Below are 24,900 nucleotides of genomic sequence, written 5' to 3'. Positions count from 1 at the left end.
CTCATCGTCTCTGACGACAGGGAAGCTGTTTTTTTATTGACTAATCTATGATTTCAGCCATATCTCCGTTTTTCACGCCTGCTGCATTTGCTTCATCTGTATCGATATGCATATCAAGTGCGAATTGATCAGATACACGTGCAACAACATTTTCGAATACGACACCGCGCTCGCCAGCGAAACGAACCCGCAGCGACTGCTTGTCCGCAATACCAAACCGCTCAGCATCGCTTGTGTGGAAATGAATATGACGAGCCGCTACAATGACGCCCTCTTCGATTGTAACCTCTCCAGCAGGTCCTTGAAGCTTAATGCCTGCAGAGCCTTTTGTATTACCTGATTCCCGAACTGGCGGGTTAACGCCTAACGCAAATGCGTCCGTACGCGATACTTCGAGCTGCGTCTCTTTCCGTGCAGGTCCGAGAATTCTCACTTTTCCAAATGTTCCTTTTGGACCCACAACCGCAACCGTTTCATTAGCAGCGTATTGTCCTGGCTGAGACAATGGCTTCATTTCAGTTAACGCATAACCTGCCCCAAACAATATTTCAACATGCTCCTGTGATAAATGAATATGTCTTGCAGATACTCCGATTGGTACTCCTCTATGTATCATGTTGTCACTCTCCTGATTTAATTTTGTTGTTTTCCACAGAGTTGAAAGAAAAAGCATACGGCCTTTTGGCCGCATGCTTATCATACCACTTATTTAAATTCGGCAACAAGCTTATCGAATTCTTCTGGGGTGATTTTGATATTTTGCTTAGCTAGAGCCTCGGGCTTGAAGCCTGTAATCAAATCTTCATAGGCTTTACGCGTTTTATTCTGATAGATAAGTCCTGTAAGCATGCCGTTTGTTTCCATAATCTTGTTCATCGCCTGCACGCGGTTTGTTGGATCGTAATCAGGGAATTGCTCCAAGTTCACGATATTTTCCTTAAACCAGTCGTACGTATTGATTTTGTTGAAGGTAACACATGGGCTGAATACGTTAATCAAGGAGAAACCTTCGTGGTTGATTCCCTCTTCGATTAATTTCGTCAGCTGCTTCAAATCACTCGAGAATGATTGAGCAATAAATGTTGCACCCGCAGACAACGCAATCTCAAGCGGTGACAGCGTCGACTCAATCGAGCCTTCCGGCGTCGATTTTGTTTTGAAGCCTTCCGCGCTGCGCGGTGAAGTTTGACCTTTGGTTAAGCCATAAATTTGGTTATCCATTACGATATAAGTCACATTCAGGTTGCGACGGATCGCGTGAACCGTGTGCCCCATACCAATAGCGAAGCCGTCTCCGTCTCCGCCTGAAGCGATTACGGTAAGCTCGCGATTAGCAAGCTTTACACCTTGTGCGATAGGCAGCACGCGGCCGTGAATGCCATGGAAGCCATATGCGTTAATGTAGCCAGAGATCCGGCCTGAACATCCAATACCTGATATAACCGCTAGGTTCTCAGGTTCTAGTCCTACGTTAGCTGCTGCACGTTGAATCGCCGCTTGAATAGAAAAGTCTCCGCAGCCCGGGCACCAGTTAGGTTTTACATTATTTCTAAACTCTTTGAACGTTGCCATCTAAACTCAACTCCTTACATGCTTTGTGAACGTCGGAAGGTAAAAATGGGTTACCGTCGTATTTAAGCAAGCTATCGATTTTTTCTGCAAAACCAGCATGCATTTTAATTTGTCCTGCCAGCTGTCCGGTTGCATTATTTTCGATGACAATTACTTTTTTCGCATTTTGCAAGTAAGGAAGCAGAGGTTTAGTTGGGAACGGATGAATTTGACGAATCGTGATATGGTTCGTTTTCACGCCATCTAGAGTTAGCAAGCTTCTAGCTTCATCAATCGTGCCGCCAGTAGAACCCATACCGATAATAAGCAAATCAGGCGTTTCATGAGGCGCGTCAACACGAATAGCTTCACGAATGTACATATCATTCAGCTTGTTCAATCGCTTATCCATCATGTGCTGACGGTTCATTGCATTCTCCGATGGACGTCCAGTTTCATCATGCTCTACGCCTGTCACATGATGCAGACCGCCCTTCTCGCCAGGCAATACACGAGGGGAAATGCCGTCTTCTGTTAGCTCATAGCGTTTAAACAAGTCGTGGCCTTCAAGGGCAGGCACATTCTCGACTAGTTTGCCGCGTTTGATTTCAATTTTGCTGTAATCAAGCTGATCACAGGATTGTTTGCCGAGCGACAGCTGCAAATCGGTCATCAGAATGACCGGTACTTGATATTCCTCAGCCAAATTGAACGATTCAATCGTATCGTAGAAGCAGTCTTCAATCGATGCAGGAGCAATGACGATTTTTGGAATCTCTCCATGTGTGCCATAAACCATTGCGTTCAAGTCCGATTGCTCTTGCTTCGTAGGTAGACCCGTTGAAGGACCGCCACGCTGCGTATTAACGATGACCAGCGGTGTTTCTGTCATGCCTGCAAGACCAATAGCCTCCATCATTAGGGACAGTCCAGGACCCGCAGAAGCGGTCATTGTGCGAACGCCAGCATAGTTTGCACCAATCGCCATCGTTACCGCTGCAATTTCATCCTCCGTTTGCACGACTGTTCCGCCGAATTTCGGAAGCTTTTTAATTAAATATTCCATAATCTCGGAAGCTGGTGTGATCGGGTAAGCCGCCATCAAACGGCAACCAGCTGCCAAAGAGCCTAGACCGATTGCTTCATTGCCAATCATGAACAGCTTCTGCTGCCCATCCGCCTCATCTAGCTTAAATTCGTCAAGCGGTCCGCCCGCTTGCTCCAGCACAAACTCAGCGCCGCTTTTTACCGCTTCGATATTTTTCTCTACAACAGCTGCGCCTTTGCGTCCAAACTCTTCTTCAACCGCTTTATTGAATACTTCAAGCGGAAGACCAAGAAGCGCCCAAGAAGCGCCTGAGGCAACCATGTTTTTCATTAATGAAGTGCCTAGCTCCTCAGCCATCTTCGTAATCGGAACAGCAAACAGTCTAGCATCTATGCCTTCAGGTATCGTTGGGTTAAACTTTGCATCTGCAACGATAACGCCGCCTAGACGCAATTCCTTCGCATTCAAATCAATGCTTTCTTGGTCAAAAGCAACCAAAATATCCAAATCATCCGAAATAGCACGAATCGGCTTCGTGCTTATACGAATTTTGTTATTCGTATGTCCGCCTTTGATCCGCGAGGAGAAATGACGATATCCATATAAATAATAGCCTAAACGGTTTAGCGCCGTGGAAAAAATCCGGTCTGTACTTTCGACGCCTTCACCTTGTTGTCCCCCGATCTTCCAAGACAATTGACTAATCAAAATGCCCAACTCCTCTTTGTCTAAAACGTGCAATATTCTATTTCATCAAGTAATTATATAGTATAATTCATAACAGTCACAACAAGTTTAAAGCGCATATCTATAAAAATCAAGATGTAAACGCTTAATATAAGCATAGTTTGTTTCGATCAATCCCATACCGCAAATAGATCGAATTCATTTTAGTTAAAAGGGAGATTTTCCCTAAGAAAACGAAGTGCATTGCCGGACATAAACTGTTCGGTTTGCTGCTCAGAATATCGTTTAAGAAGTGCCTCTTGAAGATTAACGAGTTCTCCAGGATGCGTTAATTGTTTCATATAGCTATCAATTCCGTCAAAATCAGAGCCGAGCATAATATGCGATGCTCCGCCCAGCTCACAAATATGCTCAATATGACGCAATAAATCATCGATGACAACGACTTCTGCGCTGGATACAAACCAAGGCACAAAAGTAACCCCTACTACTCCATGCATCTCAATTATTTTTTCAATTTGGGCATCCCTCAAATTTCGCGGATGATCACAGATTGCTCTTGCATTTGAATGAGAAGCTAGGATCGGTCTCTTGGAAAGCTCAGCAACATCCCAGAACGCACGTTCAGATAAATGTGATACATCTATTAGTATATCCAAATTATTGCATTCTTCTACTAGCAATTTCCCTTTTGCGGTCAAGCCCCCGCCACGCTGCTCCATCGCTCCATCCGCAGCCCAATTCGCATGATTCCATGTCATTCCAGCTGCACGTATCCCTAATTGATGCATAATGCGAAGCAGCGACATTTGTCCTTGAAGACCATCAACACCTTCAAGCGACAGTAATGCTCCGATTTTTCCATCCTTAATACAAGAATCCAAGTCATGGGTTGTCCTTACCCACACCATGTCCTCGCAGCTTAATACCATCTGGTGGAAACGATCTATACTCTCCAAAATCGGCTCTAGTCGACCATTCATTGATTGTGGAATATAGATTGCAAAAGTTTGCAAGATCGTTCCTGCAGCCTTTAAACGCTCGTATGTAACATCTAATTTGCCGGGCTTATTGCCTTGAAAATATAAATTTTCATCAATCAACAGTTTGCATAGCACATCGCAATGGAAATCTACCACTTTCATAGACGCACCTCACCGTTTATAATTTGCAGCAAAAAAACCTGTCTACGACGTAAACAGGCGAACGATTGTTTTTTAATCCAATTGGCTTACACCATAACGCCGCTTGGACTTGCTACCGAGGTTCAACAATCAATTTGATTGCTGTTCGATCCTCCCCATCAATAACAATGTCAGTAAAAGCCGGTATACAAATTAAATCCACCCCGCTGGGAGCGACAAATCCACGAGCAATCGCAACTGCTTTGATCGCTTGATTTAACGCACCAGCACCAATGGCTTGCAGCTCCGCACCACCACGTTCACGAAGAACGCCAGCTAGCGCACCTGCAACGGAATTTGGATTGGACTTTGCTGAAACTTTTAATACATCCATAAAAAGAACCTCCCCTTGGACTGTTGGATGGATTCCACTTTTAAATAGTATTCGAGGGAGTTTAAAAAATTCCTGCTTTTATTCCGCATATTAACAAACTGTTCTGAATTGTCAGAACTTTCACTAGAATCATAGTATTACATCAGAAGCCATTCATCTTCCGTAAGACGAATTTTCTCAATTTTCCGTGCCTGTCCCGTCGCATCATCGATTTGAACAGAGATTGCATGCAAATGCCACTTTCCTTCATCCACTACAAAACGAACCGGCAGCTGCGTAATAAATTTATGCAAAACGGCGTTTCGCTCCATGCCAAGCACCCCTTCTTTAGGGCCAACCATGCCAACATCTGTTATGTAAGCCGTGCCCCCAGGCAGGATCGTATCATCATTCGTTTGTACATGCGTATGTGTGCCAAGCACGATAGAAGCTCTGCCATCGAGATGCCATCCCATCGCGATTTTCTCCGAGGTTGCTTCCGCATGAAAATCAACAAGGATATTGTTCGTTTGCTCTTTTGCCTCTTCGATCAATTCGTCTGCTTTGCGGAATGGACAATCGATTGGCGGTAAAAAGGTGCGGCCTTGCAAGTTAATAATAGCGAGCTGCTTTCCGCCAGCCTTAATAAAAGCCATGCCTTGTCCAGGAGCGCCTTCTGCATAATTTGCTGGGCGAACCAAGCGCGGCTCGTCGTCGATCCATTCAAAAATATCTTTATTATCCCACGTATGGTTGCCCATCGTTATGCCATGGATTCCCCATTCGAAAAATTCCTTAGCAATGGTTGCTGTAATCCCACGACCAGCAGCGGCATTCTCGCCATTCGCAATAATAATATGAGGGTTATATTTACTTTTAAGTGCTGGCAGTACTCGCTTTAACGCACTTCTTCCTACATTGCCTACAATATCACCGATAAATAATACGTTCATTCATTACACTTCCTTTTTTGTACGCCTGCAAACAGAAAAGTGGCTAACTAGCAGCCACTTTTCTGAAAAGCTTATATTTTTTTGTTTACTTACTTTGCATATTCAACCGCGCGTGTCTCACGAATAACCGTAACTTTAATATGTCCCGGATAATCAAGTTCGCTCTCGATTTTTTTCGTAATATCACGAGCGAGTCGGAATGCTTCTGTATCATCGATTTTCTCTGGCTGCACCATGACGCGCACTTCGCGGCCAGCTTGGATCGCGTATGATTTTTCAACGCCTTCAAACGATTCGGAAATGTCTTCAAGCTTCTCCAAACGTTTGATATACGTTTCAAGCGTTTCACGACGAGCTCCTGGGCGTGCAGCGGACAAAGCATCTGCTGCTCCTACGAGCATCGCGATAACGGAAGTGGCTTCCGTATCACCGTGATGGGAGGCAATACTGTTAATAACGACAGGATGCTCCTTGTATTTCTTAGCGAGCTCAACGCCGATCTCAACGTGTGATCCTTCAACTTCGTGGTCAAGCGCTTTACCGATATCATGCAGCAAGCCTGCACGCCTTGCGAGCGTAACATCTTGACCAAGCTCTGCTGCCATCAATCCAGTCAAGTAAGCGACCTCCATTGAGTGCTTCAGCACGTTTTGACCATAACTTGTCCGATATTTCAATCGACCTAAAATCTTGATTAAATCCGGATGCAAGCTATGAACGCCAACCTCGAAAGTAGCTTGCTCACCGTATTCACGGATACGCTCATCCACTTCTTTACGAGATTTTTCAACCATTTCTTCAATGCGGGCAGGATGGATACGACCGTCAGCCACAAGCTTTTCCAAAGAAGTGCGGGCAATTTCGCGTCTTATCGGGTCGAAACCAGATAAAATGACCGCTTCCGGTGTATCGTCGATAATAAGATCGATACCAGTCAATGTTTCCAAAGCACGGATATTACGGCCTTCACGCCCAATAATACGGCCTTTCATTTCTTCATTAGGCAAGGTTACGACGGAAACCGTCGTCTCAGCCACATGATCTGCCGCACAGCGCTGAATAGCTAGTGATATAATATCACGGGCTTTCTTATCGGCCTCTTCTTTCGCTTGCTGCTCGATCTCTTTAATCATCTGTGCTGTCTCATGTCGTACTTCCTGTTCAACATTGGATAAAATGATCGATTTCGCATCTTCCGTTGTCAGACTCGATATACGTTCCAATTCACTTAACTGTTGCTTGTAAATGGAGTCGATCTGCTCTTGCGTTTCTTCGATCCGTTTTTCTTTGTTGGCTACAGTTTCTTCTTTGCGTTCTAGCGCTTCTAACTTTTTATCCAGCGACTCCTCTTTTTGGAGCAAACGTCTTTCCTGACGTTGAGCCTCGTTGCGACGTTCACGAATGTCTCTCTCGGCTTCGGAACGAAGTTTGTGGACTTCATCTTTTGCCTCTAGCACAGTTTCTTTCTTCTGAGCTTCCGCTTCTTTTTTCGCATTTTCTACGATTACAATAGCAGCCTGCTCAGCACTTGAAATTTTGGCCTCGGCAATCGACTTTCGAATAAAATAACCAATCCCAAAGAATATTGCGCCAACAAAGAGACAGATCAAGATCCAAATGATCTCATTAGGCATCTTGTTCACCTCCTTGTTGCATACACCAAGGCACTGCTTGGGATGATATTAGGTTTTCAACCGGCTTCAAACCGTTTAAACATTTACTAATTTGACGAAAATAATCGTATTGAATCAACTTTTGGAAGGAAAATTGATTCAATAATGAAGGAATACAACCTCATTTTATCTTTTCGTAAAATCAATTGTCAAGCAAAAGCCCATCATCTTCCTCGAATGAGTCTTCTTCCCCATCCAGATCGATCGACTTTATCACGTCTTTCACGATATCTCCCGGAAAGCCGCTGCGCATTAAATACCCCATAAGCTTACGTTTTTTCTCAAATGGTTCGCCTTTTAAAGATCGCCATTTCTTCTCCGCAGCCTTCTTAGCAGATGCTAATTCCACTTTCTGGTCCAGTGAACCGATTGCTTCTGCTGCGGCTTCTTTCGACACGCCTCGCTGTTGCAGCTCTTGTTGAATGAACCGTCGACCCTTTAAGCGATTCTTAAGTCGGCTGGTCGCAAATTGGCGTGCATATTGTTCATCATCCACAATATGCTCTCTTTCTAAACGGTCAAGGGCATACTGAATATTGTCAGCTTCAAAAAACTTGCGATTCAAATATTGCTCAATCTGCTTTCTCGTTCGCGGTCTAGCTCCCAAATAAGCGATAGCCATTATATATCCCCGATAGCGCTCATCTTCCATTCGTATTTCATCGGCCTGAGCTTCGGTTACAAGTTGTCCCTTGGTCAATCGATAACGAATCAATATATCTTCATGCACGGACAGTATAGCTTTCTCTGACTCGGCAAAGAGATGGTATAATTTCCGTTCTTTTTTGTCTTGCTTAACGGATAATATCATCCATTCTTCTTCGGTTCTTGAATGCCTTTGGGTCATACGGTACATCCTCTCTAAACACAGCTTCGCCGTCCCTAACAGGACGGCGAAGCATCAACACGTATAATTGCCGGACAATTTATTCTAGATCTTCGAACTCTTCATCGTCTTCATCAGGTTTGAAATTAGCCTGAGTTGCTGCTGCAGACAAGTTGCTCGCATCGCGAATTTGCTTTTCAATAACTTCGGCAACATCCTTGTGATCTTTCAAATACTGCTTCGCATTCTCACGACCTTGGCCCAGACGCTCGCCATTGTAAGAGAACCATGCTCCGCTCTTCTGAACGATATCCATCTCAACACCGATATCAACAAGCGTACCTTCTCTGGAAATACCTTCGCCGTACATGATGTCCACCTCAGCTTGCTTAAACGGTGGAGCAACCTTGTTCTTAACAACCTTAATACGAGTACGGTTACCTATCATGTCATTGCCTTGCTTTAGCGTCTCAATACGACGAACGTCAAGACGTACGCTCGAGTAGAATTTCAATGCGCGTCCGCCTGGTGTTGTCTCGGGGTTACCGAACATAACGCCGACTTTCTCACGCAATTGGTTAATAAAGATCGCAATTGTTTTCGATTTGCTAATTGCTCCCGATAGCTTTCTCAAAGCCTGAGACATCAGACGAGCTTGAAGACCTACGTGAGAATCACCCATATCGCCTTCGATTTCAGCTTTCGGTACGAGTGCCGCAACGGAGTCAATAACGATAATATCTACCGCGCCGCTTCTTACAAGAGCTTCGGCAATTTCCAAAGCTTGTTCGCCTGTATCAGGCTGCGAAAGCAATAGCTCATCAATATTTACACCAAGCTTGCTTGCATAAAGCGGGTCAAGCGCATGCTCGGCATCGATAAAGGCAGCTTGTCCGCCAATTTTTTGAACCTCAGCAATCGCGTGAAGAGCTACTGTCGTTTTACCAGAAGATTCTGGTCCATATATTTCGATAACCCGTCCACGCGGTAATCCGCCTATTCCCAAAGCAATATCTAGAGCAAGCGAACCGCTAGGCACGGTCTCAACTTGCATGTGTGTGGATTCTCCCAATTTCATGATGGAGCCTTTACCAAATTGTTTCTCAATTTGACGCAAAGCCATTTCTAGTGCAGCGCGACGATCCGACAAGAAACTCACATCCTTCTTTATTTATAATTTTATGATACCTTTTTTCCGGCAGGTTGACAAGCATTTTTTCGAACATACATTCGCCTTTTCGCTTCGCCCCCTTAAATGGACATAAAAAAACCGCAGCAAAGGTAATCTTCGCTACGGTTCTTCCGATAACTAAGCTTTATTATAACGGTCAAACCGTCAATTGACAAACATTATTTATGGCAATCATCCATTTGCCAAACATGCATCTGCCATTCCTAATCAGCAAAATTACCGTGCTTGCAGCGCAAGCCACAAACGATACAAAGCAGACTTTACTGCTCTCATTCTGATCATGCCTCTGCCGCCACTCAAATTCAGCGTATGAACAGCGGTCGGTTTGCCGCGCTCGGCAATTCCTACATAGACAAGCCCCACTGGCTTGCCTTCTGATTGTGCTGGACCAGCAACTCCTGTCAAAGAAACGCCAAAATCAGCATCGGAGAGTTCTCGAACCCGCTCTGCCATTAAAGCGGCAGTCGAATCGCTAATCGCTCCAGGAGCCCCTTCGCCTTCAAGCTGAGTCATCGGAATGCTGAGCAAATGATGCTTCATTATATTGGTGTAGGTGACAACCCCTCCTACGTACTCTCCACTGCTTCCAGGAACGTTTGTAATTAGCTCGGCAAGCAAACCCCCACTAATGCTTTCCGCGCTCGCCAGCTTGCGTCTTGAGGCTCTCAGCAGGTGTATAACCTCCTCCTCCAGAGGGATATCCTGCTCTGCATACAAATATTCGCCTACCCGCTCCTTAATCTGCTGCACACTTTTATCGATTTTCAGATCAGCCTCAATGGAAGAGCTCGCTTTGGTCGATACGCGTATCGAAACCTCGCCTTCCTTTGCATATGGTGCGATCGTAGGATCAAGCTGCCCATCAATCAGATCCAGAAGCTTAGCTTCGAGGTTGGATTCACCTATCCCCGCAAACTTTAAAATGCGAGAATAAAGCGGATTGGCCTCTCCCATCATCGAACGCAGCCACCGTTCACCGGCATCTTCCATCATCGGCTTCATTTCACGCGGCGGTCCCGGCAGCAGCAAATAAAGTGTTCCATCAACAGACAAACCGTTGCCAACAGCTAAGCCTGTAGTATTTTCCAACGGAACCCCGCCATCGATCATCAAAGCCTGACGACGATTGCTCTCCACCATATGAATGCCGCGCGAGCTGAACATCTGCTCAATTGCTGACATAGACGGCTCATGAATACTCAGCTCACGGTTCAAATAATCAGCTAATACATCTTTTGTAAGATCATCTTGTGTTGGTCCGAGTCCGCCAGTAAAAACAAGCAAATCCGCTCGGCTTCTGCCGATCTCAATGGCTTGCCTCAGGCGAGCAGAATTATCCCCAACTACAGTCTGAAAATAGACGTCTACACCCAACTCTGCAAGCTTCTGCGATAAGTATTGGGCATTCGTGTTAACAATTTGCCCGAGCAGCAGCTCTGTCCCGACTGCAATAATTTCTGCTTTCATGATTCAAGTTCTCCTTCATATTCAAATGTATGAGTAATTATAGCCATATAAGCAAAAGCATCTCCCCTTTTTGACGGAAAGATGCTTTACCATTATTCTACCGGAATCAGATGTTTGTTTTTCAAGAAATAATCAATGCCTGAGTAAACCGTAATAGCAGCTGCTACCCAGCTTGCAATAACATCGAATGGAAAATCAATAAAATTGAATGGGAAATTATTAATAAGGAGAGCGATAATCATCGTAATTTGAATCGCCGTCTTCCATTTCCCCCAAGTGCTGGCAGCCATAACAGAACCCTCTAAAAGTGCGATTTGACGAAGTCCTGTAACAGCAAACTCTCTACTGATAATAACAATGGCAATCAGCGCATTAAGTTTATCCATTTCAACAAGTGAAATGAGCACTGCCGCCACGAGAAGCTTATCCGCCAAAGGGTCAAGCAGCTTGCCGAGGTTAGTTACAATTTTGTTTTTCCTTGCAATATAACCATCTAGACCGTCTGTACTTGCTGCCACAATAAAAATGAGTGCCGCTGCAATTTGATTGTATGTAATGGAGAAGTCAGAAATCGTGAACGACCCCAAATCCACTTTAATAAGCAGAAAAAACATAATAACCGGCACCAAAAATATTCTGGCTAGTGTAATGCGGTTCGCCAGATTCACGCAATTCCCTCCTCAGATCGATCTAACTCATAGGTGTGCGTTACGCGAACCCTTTGTTTGTAAAAAAAATCAGATTTTTGTCCCAGCTGCAATTCATTTGTTAAGCAGCTTTGAGTGACCGCATGTGTTTTTTCTCTCATCTATGTATCCCCCAGATCCAACTGTAAAGCTGTCTAAACAAGTATAATACATGCCATTACACGTGTCAAAAGCGGCTAAAGCCTCATTTTTCATCTATGGCTTTACCAAAACGAAAAGCCCCGTTTCTCGGAAACCGATGAAACGAAGCCTTTTTAAATATAAGAAAGTATATATTTTGCACCTACTCATCTTATATTTCTTCGTCAAAGCTGCTTCGGCATCCAGAGGACGCTGAAGGTGTTTTTGCTTGTTAGGAACGATAATTAGTAAATTGAAGCTCTACAGGCAAATCAGCTTCCCTAAGCAGCTTCATAACAGCTTGCAAATCATCTAAGCTTTTTCCAGAAACGCGCAGTTGGTCGCCTTGAATCAAGCTTTTTACCTTCAGCTTTGAATCGCGGATAAGTATATTAATTTTTTTTGAAACATCCTGCTCAATACCCTGTCTTAGCTTAATGCGCTGACGAACCGTATTGCCGGAAGCACCTTCAATTTTTCCGTAGTCCATATTTTTAATTGGAACTCCGCGTTTTACCATTTTGGATAATAAAATGTCCAGCACACTCTTAAGCTTATACTCATCCTCTGAAGCAACAACAAGATCTTCCTTCTCAAGTGCAATGGAACTCTTGCTGCCTTTGAAATCAAAGCGTGTTTCAATTTCCCGCTCCGCCTGCTTAATCGCATTGGCTAATTCTTGCATATCCACCTTGGATACAATATCAAATGCATTTTCTGATGCCAATTCAATCTCTCCTTTGTTACGGTAATCATTATTCCGTTTTCGTTTGATTCGTTTCCGTACCTGTACCTGTGTTAGTGCCAGATTCAGTTCCAGTATCAGTATTTCCACCTGTTGCAGCGTTTTCGTCAATTAGAGGTTTAAGCAGCAGCTTCTTCGAGCCTGCTCTGTCCCCGTCAGGAACAATAACGCCATCAACCTTAATTTCCGTCAAATCTGCTCTACCAACATTGATATAAAGCGGACCCGTAAGTTCAAATGATTCTACACTACCGTCCTCAGCATTCGCAGAATAAAGCTTCTCGCCTTGATTGCTGTCTGAACGTACCTCTAACCAGCTTCTGCCGCCGCTCACTTTAACTTCAACCTTATGGGCAACGCCAACAGGACCGATATCATATTGATCCGCTTTGCCTACTTTGCTTCCGAAAGTAACCGTTGTTGGTGCTTGTGTTGGTGTTGGCGGTGTTGGATTGTCGGTTGGCGTGTTTTCGTTTCCGCCCGCGGTTCCTCCCTCGTTCGTAGCTGGAGGTTTTGAAACTTCCGTGATATTGGTATTGTTGTCGGTTTGTTTGGCACCACCTGTGTCATTATTAATAACATACACCCAGATGACGACAACAATTAAAATAAGAAACGACCACATCATCACATTGAAGCCGATTTTCCCTAGTCTTTCTGAAGACTGGGACTGCACACGTCTTGGTGATCTTGATACAATCGGCTCAGATATTTGTTCTACCGGCGCTGCAGGCACCTCATGCTGATACAAACGAAGCACTTCGTCCGGATCAAGCCCAACAGCTTCTGAGTAATTTTTCACAAATGCTCGTACATAAAAAGGACCAGGCAAAACCGTGTGGTCTCCACTTTCAATCGCTTCCAAATACCGTTTTCTAATTTTTGTCGTTTCTTGAATATCATCAAGCGTTAATCCACGTTGCTCTCTCGCCTTGCGAAGCAATTCTCCTAAGTCAGACATGAGACGGCCTCCTTCCGATTAGAAATCGTCTGTATAGTTAGTTGTAAAGGACTCATAAGAAATTTCTTCATCTGGGTTGTTCCGTAATTCAACAATAATATCAAAATGGCTGTAATCGTAATTGGATTCCTTAATAAATATGTCCGGATGCTCAATTACTTTAGTTGATGGCATAGCCATAATTTCCTGAAGCAAGCTGTAATGCTTTTCATTTGAACGAATCGTACTGACGATGCCATCAATGATAAAAATCGTATTTGGCTGCATTTCGTCCTCTGACATCTGGCTTCTAACCGTCTGGCGCAATAAGGTGGAGGACACAAAGGACCATCGTTTGTTCGAGCATACGCTTCCTGCAATAATGGATTCCGTCTTCCCAACTCGCGGCATCCCTCTTACTCCTATAACCTGATTGCCGTCTCGTTTAAACACTTCACCCAAAAAATCGACCAAAATGCCCAACTCATCGCGTGTAAAACGAAACGTCTTGCGATCATCAGAGTCACGCTCAATGTAGCGTCCATGTCGCACTGCCAAAATATCTACAATTGTAGGCGTTCTCAGTTTGTTAACAGTAATATTATCTACTTTTTGCAGCATTTTGCCAAGCAACTCAATCTTCTCATCATCGTCAGTTTGAAGCAGCATGCCCCTTGTTCTATCTTCCACACCGTTAATTGTCATAATATTAACCTCAAGCATACCGAGCAATGAGGCGATATCTCCAAGTAATCCCGGGCGGTTTTTATGTATTTTGTATTCCATGTACCATTGTTTCGATTCCAATGCGGTCACCGTCCTAAACCTGTTCTTGTAGAAGTATGTAAAAGAAGATTACATACATCATGAAACATAATTCTACAAGTTTCGTCACAATCCTGCAACCCAAAAAGAAACATTGCAGAAAAGCCTCCTAGAGGAGGCTCTTCTGCTTCTGCTTCTGTTAAGGAAGATGACGATTTCGTACGATTGCTGCTAAGACTCCTGAACGAGCTTGACCATTAAGCATGCAAGTGTTTTGCGTTCTGCTTCATCGCCAGCGTCCCATAGCTGCTTCAATACGCGTTCTTCCTCATTTTTCGGATCGACCTTCTCGTCGAGAAAAGTACCGATTTCATAAGCTAAGCTTGAAATCGTTTCTTCCGTCATGCCGATTTTTTTGGCTTGCGATACACGCTCTGCCAAAAATTGCTTCCATGTTGCAAAATTAGAAAGTACGGTTGACATGTTTCTTCGCCTCCTAAGGGTATAGAAAAAAATCATCAACAGTCATATGATGCGTAAACACTGTTCTAATTATGCAACAAGCTTGTCCCAAGAAGTAGCAGCCACCGACTACGTATGCCATCCGCCATTCGGACTAATGACTTGGCCCGTAATATAGGAAGATTCCGGCAGTGCAAGAAAATATACAAGTGAGGCAATTTCATCTGTTGAGCCAAAACGTCCAACCGGAATTTCCTGCTGAATAGCTGCCTTTTCCTCTGCATTGAATCCATCCATCATTTCTGTCTCAACTGCACCAGGAGCAACCGCATTGACAGTAACGCCTGTCGGCGCCAGCTCTTTCGCCAGCGCCTTAGTAAAGGCGTTCATGCCACCCTTCGTCGTGGAATAGAGAACCTCACACGAAGCTCCTGACATTCCCCAAATAGAAGAAACATTTATGATGCGGCCAAAGCGCTGTGCAATCATATTCGGCATAAATAGCTGCGAACAAAGGAACATTCCTTTTAGGTTAACCGCCATCACATCATCCCATTCTTCCTCTGTCACATCCATTAACATGCCATAATGTGAAATTCCTCCATTATTAACCAATATATCGGGAAGCATATTATGGCTCTCCAGCTTCTCCCGCATCCGCTCCAGCTGCTCCTTAGAGCGCAGATCAGCAGAAATGGTTAACACATTCGCACCAAGAGCCATACACATTCGTGCCGTTTCATTTGCTGTTTCATGAGATTGCAAGTAATGGATAACGATATTTACGCCTTCCGCTGCAAATCGTTTAGCAATAGCTGCTCCGATGCCGCGGCTTCCCCCCGTAATAAGAACCGTCATCTGTTGGAGCGTCTTCATTTTGAAGGCTGTTCCACAATGGATACTGCAAGCTGATCGAAATCAAAATGCTCGCGGAGCCGTTCATTCACTTGTTCAAGTGTACATTTCTCATAGAAATCGAGGACGTCGAACATGTCGCTGTCACGGAATCGATATCTTGTAAATTCACCGGCAATTGCTTCTGGGGAGTTAAGCATACGCAAATATCCACCGATTTTTTTACGTTTGGATCTTTCAAACGCAGTAGGCTCAATACCGCTTACCAAAACGGCTTCAACCGCCGTTCGGATTTGCTTAATAAGCTCATCAGGATTTGGAGTATCTCCGCCGATAACGGAGAAAGCATAACCCGTACTCGAATTATACTCGCTTCCAAATGAATCAGAGATCAGATCATTTTCATACAGCTGCTGATAAAGCTTAGAGCTAGGCCCAATTAAAGCATCCAACATCAGCTTAGTCGTTACTTCTTGACGAAGAAGCGCTTCCCCTTCAAGACCTGTCTGCTTTTCTTTGAAGCCCAGCATGCATTTAGGCAATGATACAGGAAGCTCCGTTACCTTACGCGCAATTTTCACTGTTTCCGGCTCTTTCTCGAAATAACGTTCAATCGGTCCTTGAGGTTCAAACGACTTGCTATTTTGATTGTCGCGGACAAGCTGGAATACTTCCTCCGCCTTCACTCCGCCAACAACAAACAACAACATATTTGATGGGTGATAAAACGTTTCATAGCAGCGATATAGCGTTTCCTTATCTATTTGCCTGATGGACTCGACAGTGCCGGCGATATCAATATGAACAGGATGCTCATGATAAAGCGCATCAATCAATCCAAAATAGACTCTCCAATCCGGATTGTCGCGGTACATATTGATTTCTTGCTCAATGATCCCTTTTTCCTTCTCCACATTTGTATCCGTAAAATAAGGATTCTGAACAAAATTGATAAGCGTCTCTAAATTCGCGTTAATTTGCTCCGTAGCCGAAAACAAGTATACGGTTCGGTCAAAGCTTGTAAAGGCATTAGCCGATGCACCTTGAGAGGCAAATACTGCGAAAATATCGCCTGTAGGCTCTTCAAACATTTTATGTTCCAAGAAATGTGCAATACCGTCCGGCACTTTTACAGGCGGCTGGCTGCCAACTGAAAAATGGTTGTCAACAGAACCGTATTTTGTAGAAAATGTCGCGTACGTTTTATGAAAGCCTTCCTTCGGAAGCACGATAACTTCAAGTCCATTATCAAGCACTTCACGATACAAGGTTTCCTGAACATTTGGATAATTTAGGGTTTGCACCTTTTATGCCTCCTTTCGATCGCGCAAAAAGTAAATCGTATCGAGCTGTACTTGCTCTGCAACCTTAACGATATCCTCAGCTGTTACCGCTTGAACCTGCTCAAGCAGCTGCTCTGCACTTCGATCTTTACCCGTTAACACGCCATTAAAATCATAAGCGATCATCTCATACGCTGAGTCTTGAAGCTCACGGAGGTGATTGGATATCATCGCCTTGGTTTGATTCATCTCAAGCTCCGAGAGCTTTCCTTGACGCATGCTTTCAAGCTGCTCTTTAATAATCACAACTGCTCGCTCGTAATTTGCAAACTCAATTCCGGATTGAATTGTGCATAGCCCTTTATGTCCATCAAGACGGGATGCAGCATAATAAGCCAAGCTCTCTTTCTCGCGCACATTCAAGAAAAGCTTAGAATGAGGGTATCCGCCCAAGATGCCGTTGTACATTAATGCAGCTGGATAAGCATCATCAACATACCCGACTCCCGTACGAAGCCCTAAATTCAGCTTGCCTTGACTGACCTCCATCCGTTCTGTAACCTGTTTCACTTCCTTAACAGGGTGGTGGATATTAGGAGTGGAATAAGCAGATGGTGAACCATCCTTCAACTTGAAGGCGCTCGACACAAGCTTCGTTACTTCCTCAAGCGTCGTATCTCCAACGACATACAAGTCAAGCGCAGCATTATCCAGCCACTGCAAATAGGATTCATATAGTGACGATGAGGTAATGGATTCGATTTCAGCAAGCTTGCCTAGTGGATGCAAACGATAAGGCTCATCCGCGCACATTTCTTCCAAGCAGCGCTCAGCGGCGTATCGAATTTTATCATTTACGATCGCCTCTAAACGTTTTTTGAGGGTCGTTTTTTCGGCATCTACATACTTCTGATGGAAACCATTCTGATCTATGAGCGGATCTGTTATTACATCACCTAGAAATTGCAGCGATTCTGCAAGAAGTGGAGTATCGGATGAAACAAACTCATCATTTATGACATCCATTCGAAATTGGACAATCTGAGAGTCGCCTCTTTTATATACATCAAACCCAAAGCCTGCGCCATATAAATCGTCAAGCTTCTCACGAAAAGTAATCGTTTCTGGTAATTTCGCCGTGCCTCTTCTCAGTACAAACGGAATAAGAGCAACCGGTGTTACTGTTGCTTCTTCAAGTGAAAGTCCCGCAAATAACGAAATGGCAAACGTTTTGAATCGTTTTGTAGGCAATACATGCAGACGAATGCGCTGCAGCTGCCCTCTTTCAAATGTGGACACTCGGTTTGCTCCTTTCAACGGCGCGTTATAGAGTAAATCTATTCCATTAAACAAATCACTATACCATTCTAACCTATAGGAAATGGAAGAAGCAACCACTGCTGCACTAGGCAGTAACGGCTGCTTCCTTTCGAGAATGGCTTATAGTTACATACAGAATATATGCTTGCCGATTGTTTTAATTTGTGTTCTTGTCCAGATCCATTTTGAGGTTGCTGTTTCTGGATTGAAATAATAAAGACAACCGCCGGAAGGATCTTGGCCGTTAATGGCATCCATTACTGCCTCGCGCGCTTTCGCATTAGGCGTAAGCCAAATTTGCCCGTCAGCAACCGCTGTAAAGGCACCAGGCTGGAAGATGACACCATAAATCGTGTTAGGGAAACTTTGAGACTTCATACGGTTAATAATAACCGCAGCAACTGCGATTTGACCTTCATACGGCTCGCCTCTTGCTTCACCGTATACGGCATTAGCCATAATCTGTATGTCATTTTCCGACAAGCCTAATCGGTTGGAACCTCCAATGGGTGCCTTATTGCCGGAAGAACCAGCATCTTCTTTACCGCCAGAATTAGAACCGGAAGCAGGCGGGGCTGCTGCTGATGGCGTCCATTTTTTTGTTGCTTCCCAAAGCTTCAGCTTTGTTTTGGCACCGACAATACCGTCCGATTTAAGCCCAAACTTCCATTGAAACCAAGTGACCGCATTTTTTGTGCTCGATCCAAACTTACCGTCTATATCACCTTTAAAATAACCGAGGTGCTTTAGCCGTCCTTGCAATTCTTTTACGTCTTGTCCAGTTGAGCCTACCGTTAAGGTGGCGTTGCTGAACGTTTCCTTTACTCCGTCATGCTTTCCACTCAGTAACGAAAAGGAACCGAACAACAACAGCACGATAATCGAGGTCACCAAAATCAAACGATTTCTCATGATGGGATCTGCCTTTCTCTTGCAAGTTAGTTCGCTTAAGGTAGCGTTACCTAACTTTAGTATGAGAAGTTGATCCCACTTCTATGCACTTCGTTCCGTTTTCTGCAAACTTCGGAAATTATGAGCTAGCTCTTCCAGCTTGAAATTGATCGAGTGTAATTAGCACTTCCCGCGGCTTACTGCCTTCATAAGGACCAACAATAGAGCGAGCCTCCATTTGGTCAATCAATCTTGCCGCTCTAGTATAGCCAATTCTCATCCGCCGCTGCAGCAAGGAAACCGATGCCTGCTTCGCTTCCAATATCACTTGTACGGCCTGATCATAAAGCTCATCCAGCATTTCGTTCCCATCCGTTGATTCCTCCTCAACTTCCGGTACAAGATCCTCTTTATACTGCGCTTCGGCTTGACCGCGTGCGTAGTTTACTAATGATTCTACTTCTTGATCGGATAAAAAGGCCCCTTGCACCCTGATCGGCTTTGACATCCCAACCGGCAAGAAAAGCATATCACCGCGACCAAGCAGCTTTTCCGCTCCTACCATATCAAGAATGGTCCGAGAGTCTACCTGAGAAGATACACCAAAAGCAATACGGGATGGAATGTTCGCTTTAATAACGCCCGTAATGACATCGACTGATGGCCGCTGCGTTGCAATGATAAGATGAATACCAGCTGCACGCGCCATTTGAGCAAGCCTTGCAATGGAGTCCTCTACATCGTTTGCAGCAACCATCATCAAGTCAGCAAGCTCGTCCACAATAACAACGATATAAGGTAGAACAGCTGCAGGGTTATCGGCCATTAAATTGTTGTAGCCTTCGATATTGCGAGTTGCGGATTTGGAGAAAAGCTCATAGCGGCTTTCCATCTCAACAACAATTTTCTTTAGAGCCAGAGAAGCACGCTTTGGATTCGTAACAACAGGAGCGAGCAAATGCGGAATCCCATTGTATACGTTCAGCTCAACCATTTTTGGGTCAATCATAAGAAATTTAACCTCGTCTGGCGCAGCCTTATACAAAATACTCGTAATAATGCCGTTAATACAAACGGATTTACCGGAACCTGTAGCACCTGCTACAAGCAAATGGGGCATTTTGGCTAAGTTGCCTACAATCGTCTGTCCCGATATATCTCGGCCGAACGCGATAGACAATTTGGACGCAGCATTTTGAAACGCAGTGGTTTCCATTACCTCTCGCATTGTTACGACGGAAACCTCCATATTTGGTACTTCTATCCCTATAGCTGATTTCCCCGGAATCGGTGCCTCCATACGGATATCCTTAGCCGCTAACGCAAGAGCAATATCATCCGTTAAACCAACAATTCGGCTTACTTTAACGCCCGTTGCCGGCTGAACTTCATAACGAGTTACTGCTGGACCGCGAACAACATCCAGTACCTTAGCACGTACGCCAAAGCTTTCCAGCGTTGCTTCCAGCTTTCGGCGAGAGTCGTACATGTCGGATGCATCTGCATTTTTACTCATTAAATTCGGTTTAGTAAGCAGCGTAAAAGGCGGCAGCAGGTAAGGCTTAGGTGCGTTTGCTTCGGCAATAGGACGTTTCGGAATCGGTTGCTCCGTATCTTCCTCATACACAAGCGCTTCTGAAGAATTAGCACCAGCCGCGATTATTTCAGGCTCCAATAAATCTGTATCATCCTCAGCCTCTTCCAGAGTATCGTTAAGCAGATCTGAATTAGCTAATTCCTGAATAGGATTCGTTTGGTCCCATGCTTCATCATGATTAGGCACAAGCGGCTCATGGTCGATTATAAGACCATCACCAGCATTTTCCCATGGCGGCGTGCTGTCATGCTCATGAATATCTGGATTCAATTCTGTATGTAAATCAGCGCCGGATTTCTCCCAAGGCGGTTCGATATCATTTTGCCAGGCAGGCTTCGCGCTTGCAAGCGTATCCGTTCCATTTGGCTCGAACACCCATTCATCCTGTGGATGACTGGATATATCAGACTCTTCCTCATCTTGATCCTGTCTCCAAGAGAAAAACAAGGATCTTCTTTTCTTCTTCTTAGGAGGAGCAGCAACATAACTTTCATGATCGTCATCAATTGTTTCATCATCATCATCGAAATCAGCCTGTCCAACATTGGCACTCGCTTGTGCTGCTGCGGCAGCACGCAGGGAAGCTCGCTTCTCCCATTTAGCTGCAAGCAGCTTGAACATACGATTGCCACGGGTCGTAACCAATCGCCCTAACTCCACATACGACTTACCTGTCATAAGCATGATAGAGATCGCGAACATAACAAACATAATAAGCTTCGCGCCATAATACCCGAACAAAGAGAAAAATAATGAATATTGAATAGCGCCTACAAAACCACCACTTATTTCTTTGTCTCTGATCGGTAAATCATTTTCGGCTGGTACACTTATTAAAGATAATTGCAAATCACTGCTAAGCTGCTTAAAAATCAAAGACCCTGTCAAATCAGCCGTAGGGCTCAGCTTTTGATCAATTTCAGATATGGAGCTCATAAGTGTAAACGCAAGTACCATAATAAACAAGCCTGTTCGCTTGTTCGTCCATCCTTTAGGCCAAGTGCGTTTGATCATGACTGCAAGTCCAATGACAATCCCAATTAGTGCTAATACAAAATAAAACTTGCCGAGCACAAGCCCAAATAGCTTGGATAACGAGCGCCCGACAGCCGCCTCTCCAGAGAGGGCAATAATTGATATTGTAATAAGCAAAATTCCATATACTTCATATTTTAAGTTTGTGCCAATTGATTTTTTTCGTCTCTTTTTCTTTGCCAAATCCGTCACCTCTGGTAAAAGATTATACCATAGGTGGGCAAATGTTCCTATGAGACATTTGCACGAACATTTGTTTGTTCATTATTTATAATTCACAATCGTGCCCGGCATTAAATTTGGATTGAGATAGTCGTCGAGGCTGCAATCTATTAAACGAATAATTTTCCCCATTCCCGGTGCGATGGGAGTCACCTGCATCTTTACACCATTTGACCATACCTCTTGCGATTGCTCCATTTCGTCATTGAAGCCCTCCAGAACAACCTCAAGAGGCATATTCGTATAAAGTGTCATTGGATATTCACCTCAATTCTGCCGAGCTTGGAGGCCTCAATTCTTCGGTTTAATTCCTTTAACGCCTCACCCAAGCCGCCAACGGCATCAATCAGACCATGCTTGACTGCATCAGACCCAATAACCGTAGTTCCTATATCCCGTGTAAGCTCCCCCGTCTTGAACATAAGCTCTTTAAATGTATGTTCCGTCACGTTCGAGTGCGAGGTTACAAAACGTACGACGCGCTCCTGCATTTTATCCAAATATTCAAAGGTTTGTGGTACACCGATTACTAAACCGTTTAGACGAATGGGATGTATCGTCATCGTTGCTGTCTCTGCAATAAACGACATATCGCCAGCTACGGCAATCGGAACACCTATGGAATGTCCTCCGCCAAGCACGAGCGTTACTGTTGGCTTGCTGAGTGATGAAATCATTTCAGCTATTGCGAGTCCTGCCTCGACATCGCCGCCTACTGTATTCAGAACGATAAACACACCTTCAATTTTATGATTTTGTTCAGCTGCTACGAGTTGTGGAATAAGATGCTCATATTTAGTCGTTTTATTTTGCGGAGGCAAAACGAGATGTCCCTCCACTTGCCCAATGATGGTCATACAAAAGATATTGGATTCCGTTAATGCAGGAGCCGCTGTCTGACCAAGCTGCTGAATCGTTTCGACAACAGCATTCGCCTTTTTTTTATCGTCTGGAATAGGTTGTTCAGGCTGCTCTGAAGTAAACTGCATGTTTGTGTGACCATTCATTTAAATATCCCCCTCTTATGATGATGCTCGTCATAGTATGAGGTCTGGTCAAAAATTTATACAAAATACAGTCTAGATCTCTTGATTTGACAAACCAAGCAGAAAAGTCTTCTGTTCTTACATAAAAAAAGAATCGCTTGTGTCCGCCGCGGCAATTGCGGATAGGACAAGCGATTCTTTTCATTAATTATTTATATGTTAAACTTCCATAATGATTGGCAAAATCATTGGACGACGACGAGTCTGCTCGTACAAGAAACGACCAAGCGCATCCTTCACATTCGTTTTGAGCGATGCCCATTCATTTACTTTATCATTCATCAAACGTGTAAGCGTCGATGTTACGATGCGATTGGCTTCATCAAGAAGACCTTCGGATTCACGAACATAAACGAAACCGCGAGAAATAATATCTGGACCAGACAAGATCGCGCCATCTTGCTTGCTTAATGTAACAACAACGACCAAAATGCCATCTTGCGACAAAAGCTTGCGGTCACGCAATACAATGTTACCAACATCGCCTACGCCCAATCCATCAATCAATACATTTCCTGCTTGTACTTTCGAGCCTTTGCGGCCGCTGCCGTTCTGGAACTCAACTGTATCACCGTTATCAATAACGAAGATGTTCTCGCGTTCAATCCCGATTGCTTCTCCAAGCTTCGCATGCTGACGAAGCATACGATATTCACCGTGGATAGGAATGAAGTATTTTGGCTTAATCAAGTTAAGCATAAGCTTAAGTTCTTCTTGGCTGCCGTGACCAGATACGTGAACACCTGAAACGGAACCATTTCCGTAAATAACATTTGCACCAAGGCGGAATAATTCATCAACAGTACGACCAACATATCTTTCGTTGCCCGGTATTGGTGTTGCCGCAATAATGACGGTGTCGCCTGGTAAAATATCAACTTTGCGATGTGTCGAACGTGCCATGCGAGTAAGCGCCGACATCGGCTCGCCTTGACTGCCTGTACACAAAATAACAACACGATCAGCAGCTAATTTGTTTACTTCTTCCGGCTCAATAATCATTCCCTCTGGAATATTCAAGTAGCCAAGATCAGAAGCAATACCTACAACGTTAACCATACTGCGGCCAACAACCGCAATCTTACGTTTTGTTGCAATAGCAGCATTTATAATTTGTTGAATCCGGTGTACGTTGGAAGCAAAAGTTGCTACGACAACGCGCTGTGACGATTTGCGGAAAATATCCTCTAGATTGTCGCCAACTTGTGCTTCAGATGGCGTGTACCCTGGACGTTCTGCATTTGTACTGTCTGACAATAGCGCCAAAACGCCGCGCTTGCCAATCTCAGCGATACGCTGCAAGTCAGCAAATTGCTCATTCACCGGCGTATGGTCAAATTTAAAGTCACCTGTATGAACGACAGTACCTTCCGGTGTATCCAAGCTGACACCTACGGAATCTGGAATACTGTGGTTCGTTCTGAAGAAGGATGCACGAATCGTGCCCAATTGAATTTCGCTATCTGCATTGATGAGAATACGTTTCGTTTCTCCGAGCAAGCCCGCTTCCTTCAATTTTCCTTCGATAAGTCCGAGTGTTAGTTTTGTTGCATATAATGGCACATTTAAGCTTTTTAGTACATAAGGCAAACCGCCAATATGATCCTCGTGACCATGTGTAATAATAATTCCGCGAACTTTGTCGCGATTTTCCGTTAGGTAAGAGATGTCAGGGATAACAATATCGATTCCGAGCATGTCCTCTTCAGGGAACTTAAGTCCTGAGTCAACTACAACGATATCATTGTTATATTGGATGACGTACATGTTTTTCCCGATCTCGCCAACTCCGCCTAGTGCAAAAATGAGCAATTTATCCTGGTTGTTCTTCTTAGACAAGTGTTTTCCTCCTTAAAATTTTGCGAAGCGAAATTCGCTTCGTAATCATTGGGTTAATTTTCGAAGCAAAATAGCTTTGTAAGCATTTTCTTAAATATTTCGAAGCGATCGGCTCCGTAAGCATCTAATTATTATTGCGAAGCTATAATGGCCTCGTAAGTATTGTCGTAATATGGAAA

24 protein-coding genes are annotated in these 24,900 nt (G+C 44.2%); all 24 read right to left on the bottom strand.

Going from position 1 to position 24,900, the window contains the following annotated elements; translation table 11 throughout:
- Positions 1 to 40 precede the first annotated feature (40 nt).
- A complete protein-coding gene (locus tag MHH56_RS14835; protein WP_076269381.1) occupies positions 41 to 613 on the bottom strand; it encodes a phosphate propanoyltransferase in 573 nt (190 codons plus the stop codon).
- A 92-nt stretch (positions 614 to 705) separates the two neighbouring features.
- A complete protein-coding gene (locus tag MHH56_RS14830; RefSeq protein ID WP_076269213.1) occupies positions 706 to 1,572 on the bottom strand; it encodes a 2-oxoacid:ferredoxin oxidoreductase subunit beta in 867 nt (288 codons plus the stop codon).
- Positions 1,550 to 3,307: a 2-oxoacid:acceptor oxidoreductase subunit alpha gene (locus MHH56_RS14825; RefSeq protein WP_339208989.1), complete on the bottom strand. Its 1,758-nt coding sequence runs from the start codon at positions 3,305 to 3,307 to the stop codon at positions 1,550 to 1,552. The genes MHH56_RS14830 and MHH56_RS14825 overlap by 23 nt, the downstream gene beginning before the upstream one ends.
- Positions 3,308 to 3,489: 182 nt before the next feature.
- Positions 3,490 to 4,431: a dipeptidase gene (locus MHH56_RS14820; RefSeq protein WP_339208987.1), complete on the bottom strand. Its 942-nt coding sequence runs from the start codon at positions 4,429 to 4,431 to the stop codon at positions 3,490 to 3,492.
- A 112-nt stretch (positions 4,432 to 4,543) separates the two neighbouring features.
- Entirely contained in the window at positions 4,544 to 4,804 is a 261-nt protein-coding gene (locus tag MHH56_RS14815) for a stage V sporulation protein S (protein WP_006036664.1), read from the bottom strand.
- A gap of 137 nt (positions 4,805 to 4,941) precedes the next feature.
- Complete coding sequence (locus tag MHH56_RS14810) at positions 4,942 to 5,736, bottom strand: TIGR00282 family metallophosphoesterase (RefSeq protein ID WP_339208984.1); 795 nt, start codon at positions 5,734 to 5,736, stop codon at positions 4,942 to 4,944.
- A gap of 89 nt (positions 5,737 to 5,825) precedes the next feature.
- The gene (rny, locus tag MHH56_RS14805) at positions 5,826 to 7,370 is read right to left on the bottom strand and encodes a ribonuclease Y (protein WP_076269209.1); all 1,545 of its coding nucleotides are present in this window, start codon (positions 7,368 to 7,370) and stop codon (positions 5,826 to 5,828) included.
- A gap of 181 nt (positions 7,371 to 7,551) precedes the next feature.
- A complete protein-coding gene (locus MHH56_RS14800; RefSeq protein WP_339208982.1) occupies positions 7,552 to 8,256 on the bottom strand; it encodes a RecX family transcriptional regulator in 705 nt (234 codons plus the stop codon).
- Positions 8,257 to 8,335: 79 nt separating this feature from the next.
- The gene (gene recA, locus MHH56_RS14795) at positions 8,336 to 9,385 is read right to left on the bottom strand and encodes a recombinase RecA (RefSeq protein WP_054028920.1); all 1,050 of its coding nucleotides are present in this window, start codon (positions 9,383 to 9,385) and stop codon (positions 8,336 to 8,338) included.
- Positions 9,386 to 9,643: 258 nt separating this feature from the next.
- A complete protein-coding gene (locus tag MHH56_RS14790) occupies positions 9,644 to 10,894 on the bottom strand; it encodes a competence/damage-inducible protein A (protein WP_339208980.1) in 1,251 nt (416 codons plus the stop codon).
- A 92-nt stretch (positions 10,895 to 10,986) separates the two neighbouring features.
- Complete coding sequence (gene pgsA / locus MHH56_RS14785; RefSeq protein ID WP_138751526.1) at positions 10,987 to 11,562, bottom strand: CDP-diacylglycerol--glycerol-3-phosphate 3-phosphatidyltransferase; 576 nt, start codon at positions 11,560 to 11,562, stop codon at positions 10,987 to 10,989.
- The gene (locus MHH56_RS14780) at positions 11,559 to 11,702 is read right to left on the bottom strand and encodes a hypothetical protein (protein WP_179089831.1); all 144 of its coding nucleotides are present in this window, start codon (positions 11,700 to 11,702) and stop codon (positions 11,559 to 11,561) included. The genes pgsA and MHH56_RS14780 overlap by 4 nt, the downstream gene beginning before the upstream one ends.
- 251 nt (positions 11,703 to 11,953) lie before the next feature.
- Positions 11,954 to 12,448 carry a YajQ family cyclic di-GMP-binding protein gene (locus MHH56_RS14775; protein ID WP_076269206.1) on the bottom strand — a complete coding sequence of 165 codons (495 nt, stop codon included), beginning with the start codon at positions 12,446 to 12,448 and terminating at the stop codon, positions 11,954 to 11,956.
- Between the two features lie 28 nt (positions 12,449 to 12,476).
- A complete protein-coding gene (locus tag MHH56_RS14770; RefSeq protein ID WP_339208977.1) occupies positions 12,477 to 13,427 on the bottom strand; it encodes a RodZ domain-containing protein in 951 nt (316 codons plus the stop codon).
- Positions 13,428 to 13,445: 18 nt separating this feature from the next.
- Positions 13,446 to 14,213, bottom strand: coding sequence for a DUF3388 domain-containing protein (locus MHH56_RS14765; protein ID WP_076269204.1), 768 nt, complete (start codon positions 14,211 to 14,213; stop codon positions 13,446 to 13,448).
- 189 nt (positions 14,214 to 14,402) lie between these two features.
- Positions 14,403 to 14,654: a DUF3243 domain-containing protein gene (locus MHH56_RS14760; RefSeq protein ID WP_076269203.1), complete on the bottom strand. Its 252-nt coding sequence runs from the start codon at positions 14,652 to 14,654 to the stop codon at positions 14,403 to 14,405.
- A 108-nt stretch (positions 14,655 to 14,762) separates the two neighbouring features.
- The gene (gene fabG, locus MHH56_RS14755) at positions 14,763 to 15,509 is read right to left on the bottom strand and encodes a 3-oxoacyl-ACP reductase FabG (protein WP_076269202.1); all 747 of its coding nucleotides are present in this window, start codon (positions 15,507 to 15,509) and stop codon (positions 14,763 to 14,765) included.
- A complete protein-coding gene (locus MHH56_RS14750) occupies positions 15,506 to 16,792 on the bottom strand; it encodes a pitrilysin family protein (RefSeq protein ID WP_339208975.1) in 1,287 nt (428 codons plus the stop codon). The genes fabG and MHH56_RS14750 overlap by 4 nt, the downstream gene beginning before the upstream one ends.
- A gap of 3 nt (positions 16,793 to 16,795) precedes the next feature.
- Entirely contained in the window at positions 16,796 to 18,070 is a 1,275-nt protein-coding gene (locus MHH56_RS14745) for a pitrilysin family protein (protein WP_339208974.1), read from the bottom strand.
- Positions 18,071 to 18,217: 147 nt separating this feature from the next.
- Entirely contained in the window at positions 18,218 to 19,003 is a 786-nt protein-coding gene (gene sleB, locus MHH56_RS14740) for a spore cortex-lytic enzyme (RefSeq protein ID WP_076269200.1), read from the bottom strand.
- Between the two features lie 118 nt (positions 19,004 to 19,121).
- Positions 19,122 to 21,797: a DNA translocase FtsK gene (locus MHH56_RS14735; RefSeq protein WP_339208973.1), complete on the bottom strand. Its 2,676-nt coding sequence runs from the start codon at positions 21,795 to 21,797 to the stop codon at positions 19,122 to 19,124.
- 81 nt (positions 21,798 to 21,878) lie between these two features.
- The gene (locus MHH56_RS14730; RefSeq protein WP_339208972.1) at positions 21,879 to 22,091 is read right to left on the bottom strand and encodes a YlzJ-like family protein; all 213 of its coding nucleotides are present in this window, start codon (positions 22,089 to 22,091) and stop codon (positions 21,879 to 21,881) included.
- Complete coding sequence (locus MHH56_RS14725; RefSeq protein WP_339208971.1) at positions 22,088 to 22,843, bottom strand: ClpP family protease; 756 nt, start codon at positions 22,841 to 22,843, stop codon at positions 22,088 to 22,090. Before MHH56_RS14725 ends, MHH56_RS14730 begins: the two co-directional genes overlap by 4 nt.
- 198 nt (positions 22,844 to 23,041) lie before the next feature.
- Positions 23,042 to 24,721, bottom strand: a complete 1,680-nt coding sequence (locus MHH56_RS14720) for a ribonuclease J (protein WP_053375776.1) — start codon at positions 24,719 to 24,721, stop codon at positions 23,042 to 23,044.
- Positions 24,722 to 24,900: the final 179 nt, after the last annotated feature.

Source organism: Paenibacillus sp. FSL K6-3182, from assembly GCF_037976325.1.
Classification (GTDB): Bacteria; Bacillota; Bacilli; order Paenibacillales; family Paenibacillaceae; genus Pristimantibacillus.
This window is presented reverse-complemented; position numbering and strand designations above follow the sequence as displayed.

Coding starts and splice junctions, on each gene's coding strand:
- MHH56_RS14830 (WP_076269213.1), bottom strand. CDS start 1,572: ATGGCAACGTTCAAAGAGTTTAGAAATAATGTAAAACCTAACTGGTGC.
- MHH56_RS14820 (WP_339208987.1), bottom strand. CDS start 4,431: ATGAAAGTGGTAGATTTCCATTGCGATGTGCTATGCAAACTGTTGATT.
- MHH56_RS14815 (WP_006036664.1), bottom strand. CDS start 4,804: ATGGATGTATTAAAAGTTTCAGCAAAGTCCAATCCAAATTCCGTTGCA.
- MHH56_RS14810 (WP_339208984.1), bottom strand. CDS start 5,736: ATGAACGTATTATTTATCGGTGATATTGTAGGCAATGTAGGAAGAAGT.
- rny (WP_076269209.1), bottom strand. CDS start 7,370: ATGCCTAATGAGATCATTTGGATCTTGATCTGTCTCTTTGTTGGCGCA.
- MHH56_RS14800 (WP_339208982.1), bottom strand. CDS start 8,256: ATGACCCAAAGGCATTCAAGAACCGAAGAAGAATGGATGATATTATCC.
- MHH56_RS14790 (WP_339208980.1), bottom strand. CDS start 10,894: ATGAAAGCAGAAATTATTGCAGTCGGGACAGAGCTGCTGCTCGGGCAA.
- MHH56_RS14780 (WP_179089831.1), bottom strand. CDS start 11,702: ATGAGAGAAAAAACACATGCGGTCACTCAAAGCTGCTTAACAAATGAA.
- MHH56_RS14770 (WP_339208977.1), bottom strand. CDS start 13,427: ATGTCTGACTTAGGAGAATTGCTTCGCAAGGCGAGAGAGCAACGTGGA.
- MHH56_RS14760 (WP_076269203.1), bottom strand. CDS start 14,654: ATGTCAACCGTACTTTCTAATTTTGCAACATGGAAGCAATTTTTGGCA.
- fabG (WP_076269202.1), bottom strand. CDS start 15,509: ATGAAGACGCTCCAACAGATGACGGTTCTTATTACGGGGGGAAGCCGC.
- sleB (WP_076269200.1), bottom strand. CDS start 19,003: ATGAGAAATCGTTTGATTTTGGTGACCTCGATTATCGTGCTGTTGTTG.
- MHH56_RS14730 (WP_339208972.1), bottom strand. CDS start 22,091: ATGACACTTTATACGAATATGCCTCTTGAGGTTGTTCTGGAGGGCTTC.
- MHH56_RS14725 (WP_339208971.1), bottom strand. CDS start 22,843: ATGAATGGTCACACAAACATGCAGTTTACTTCAGAGCAGCCTGAACAA.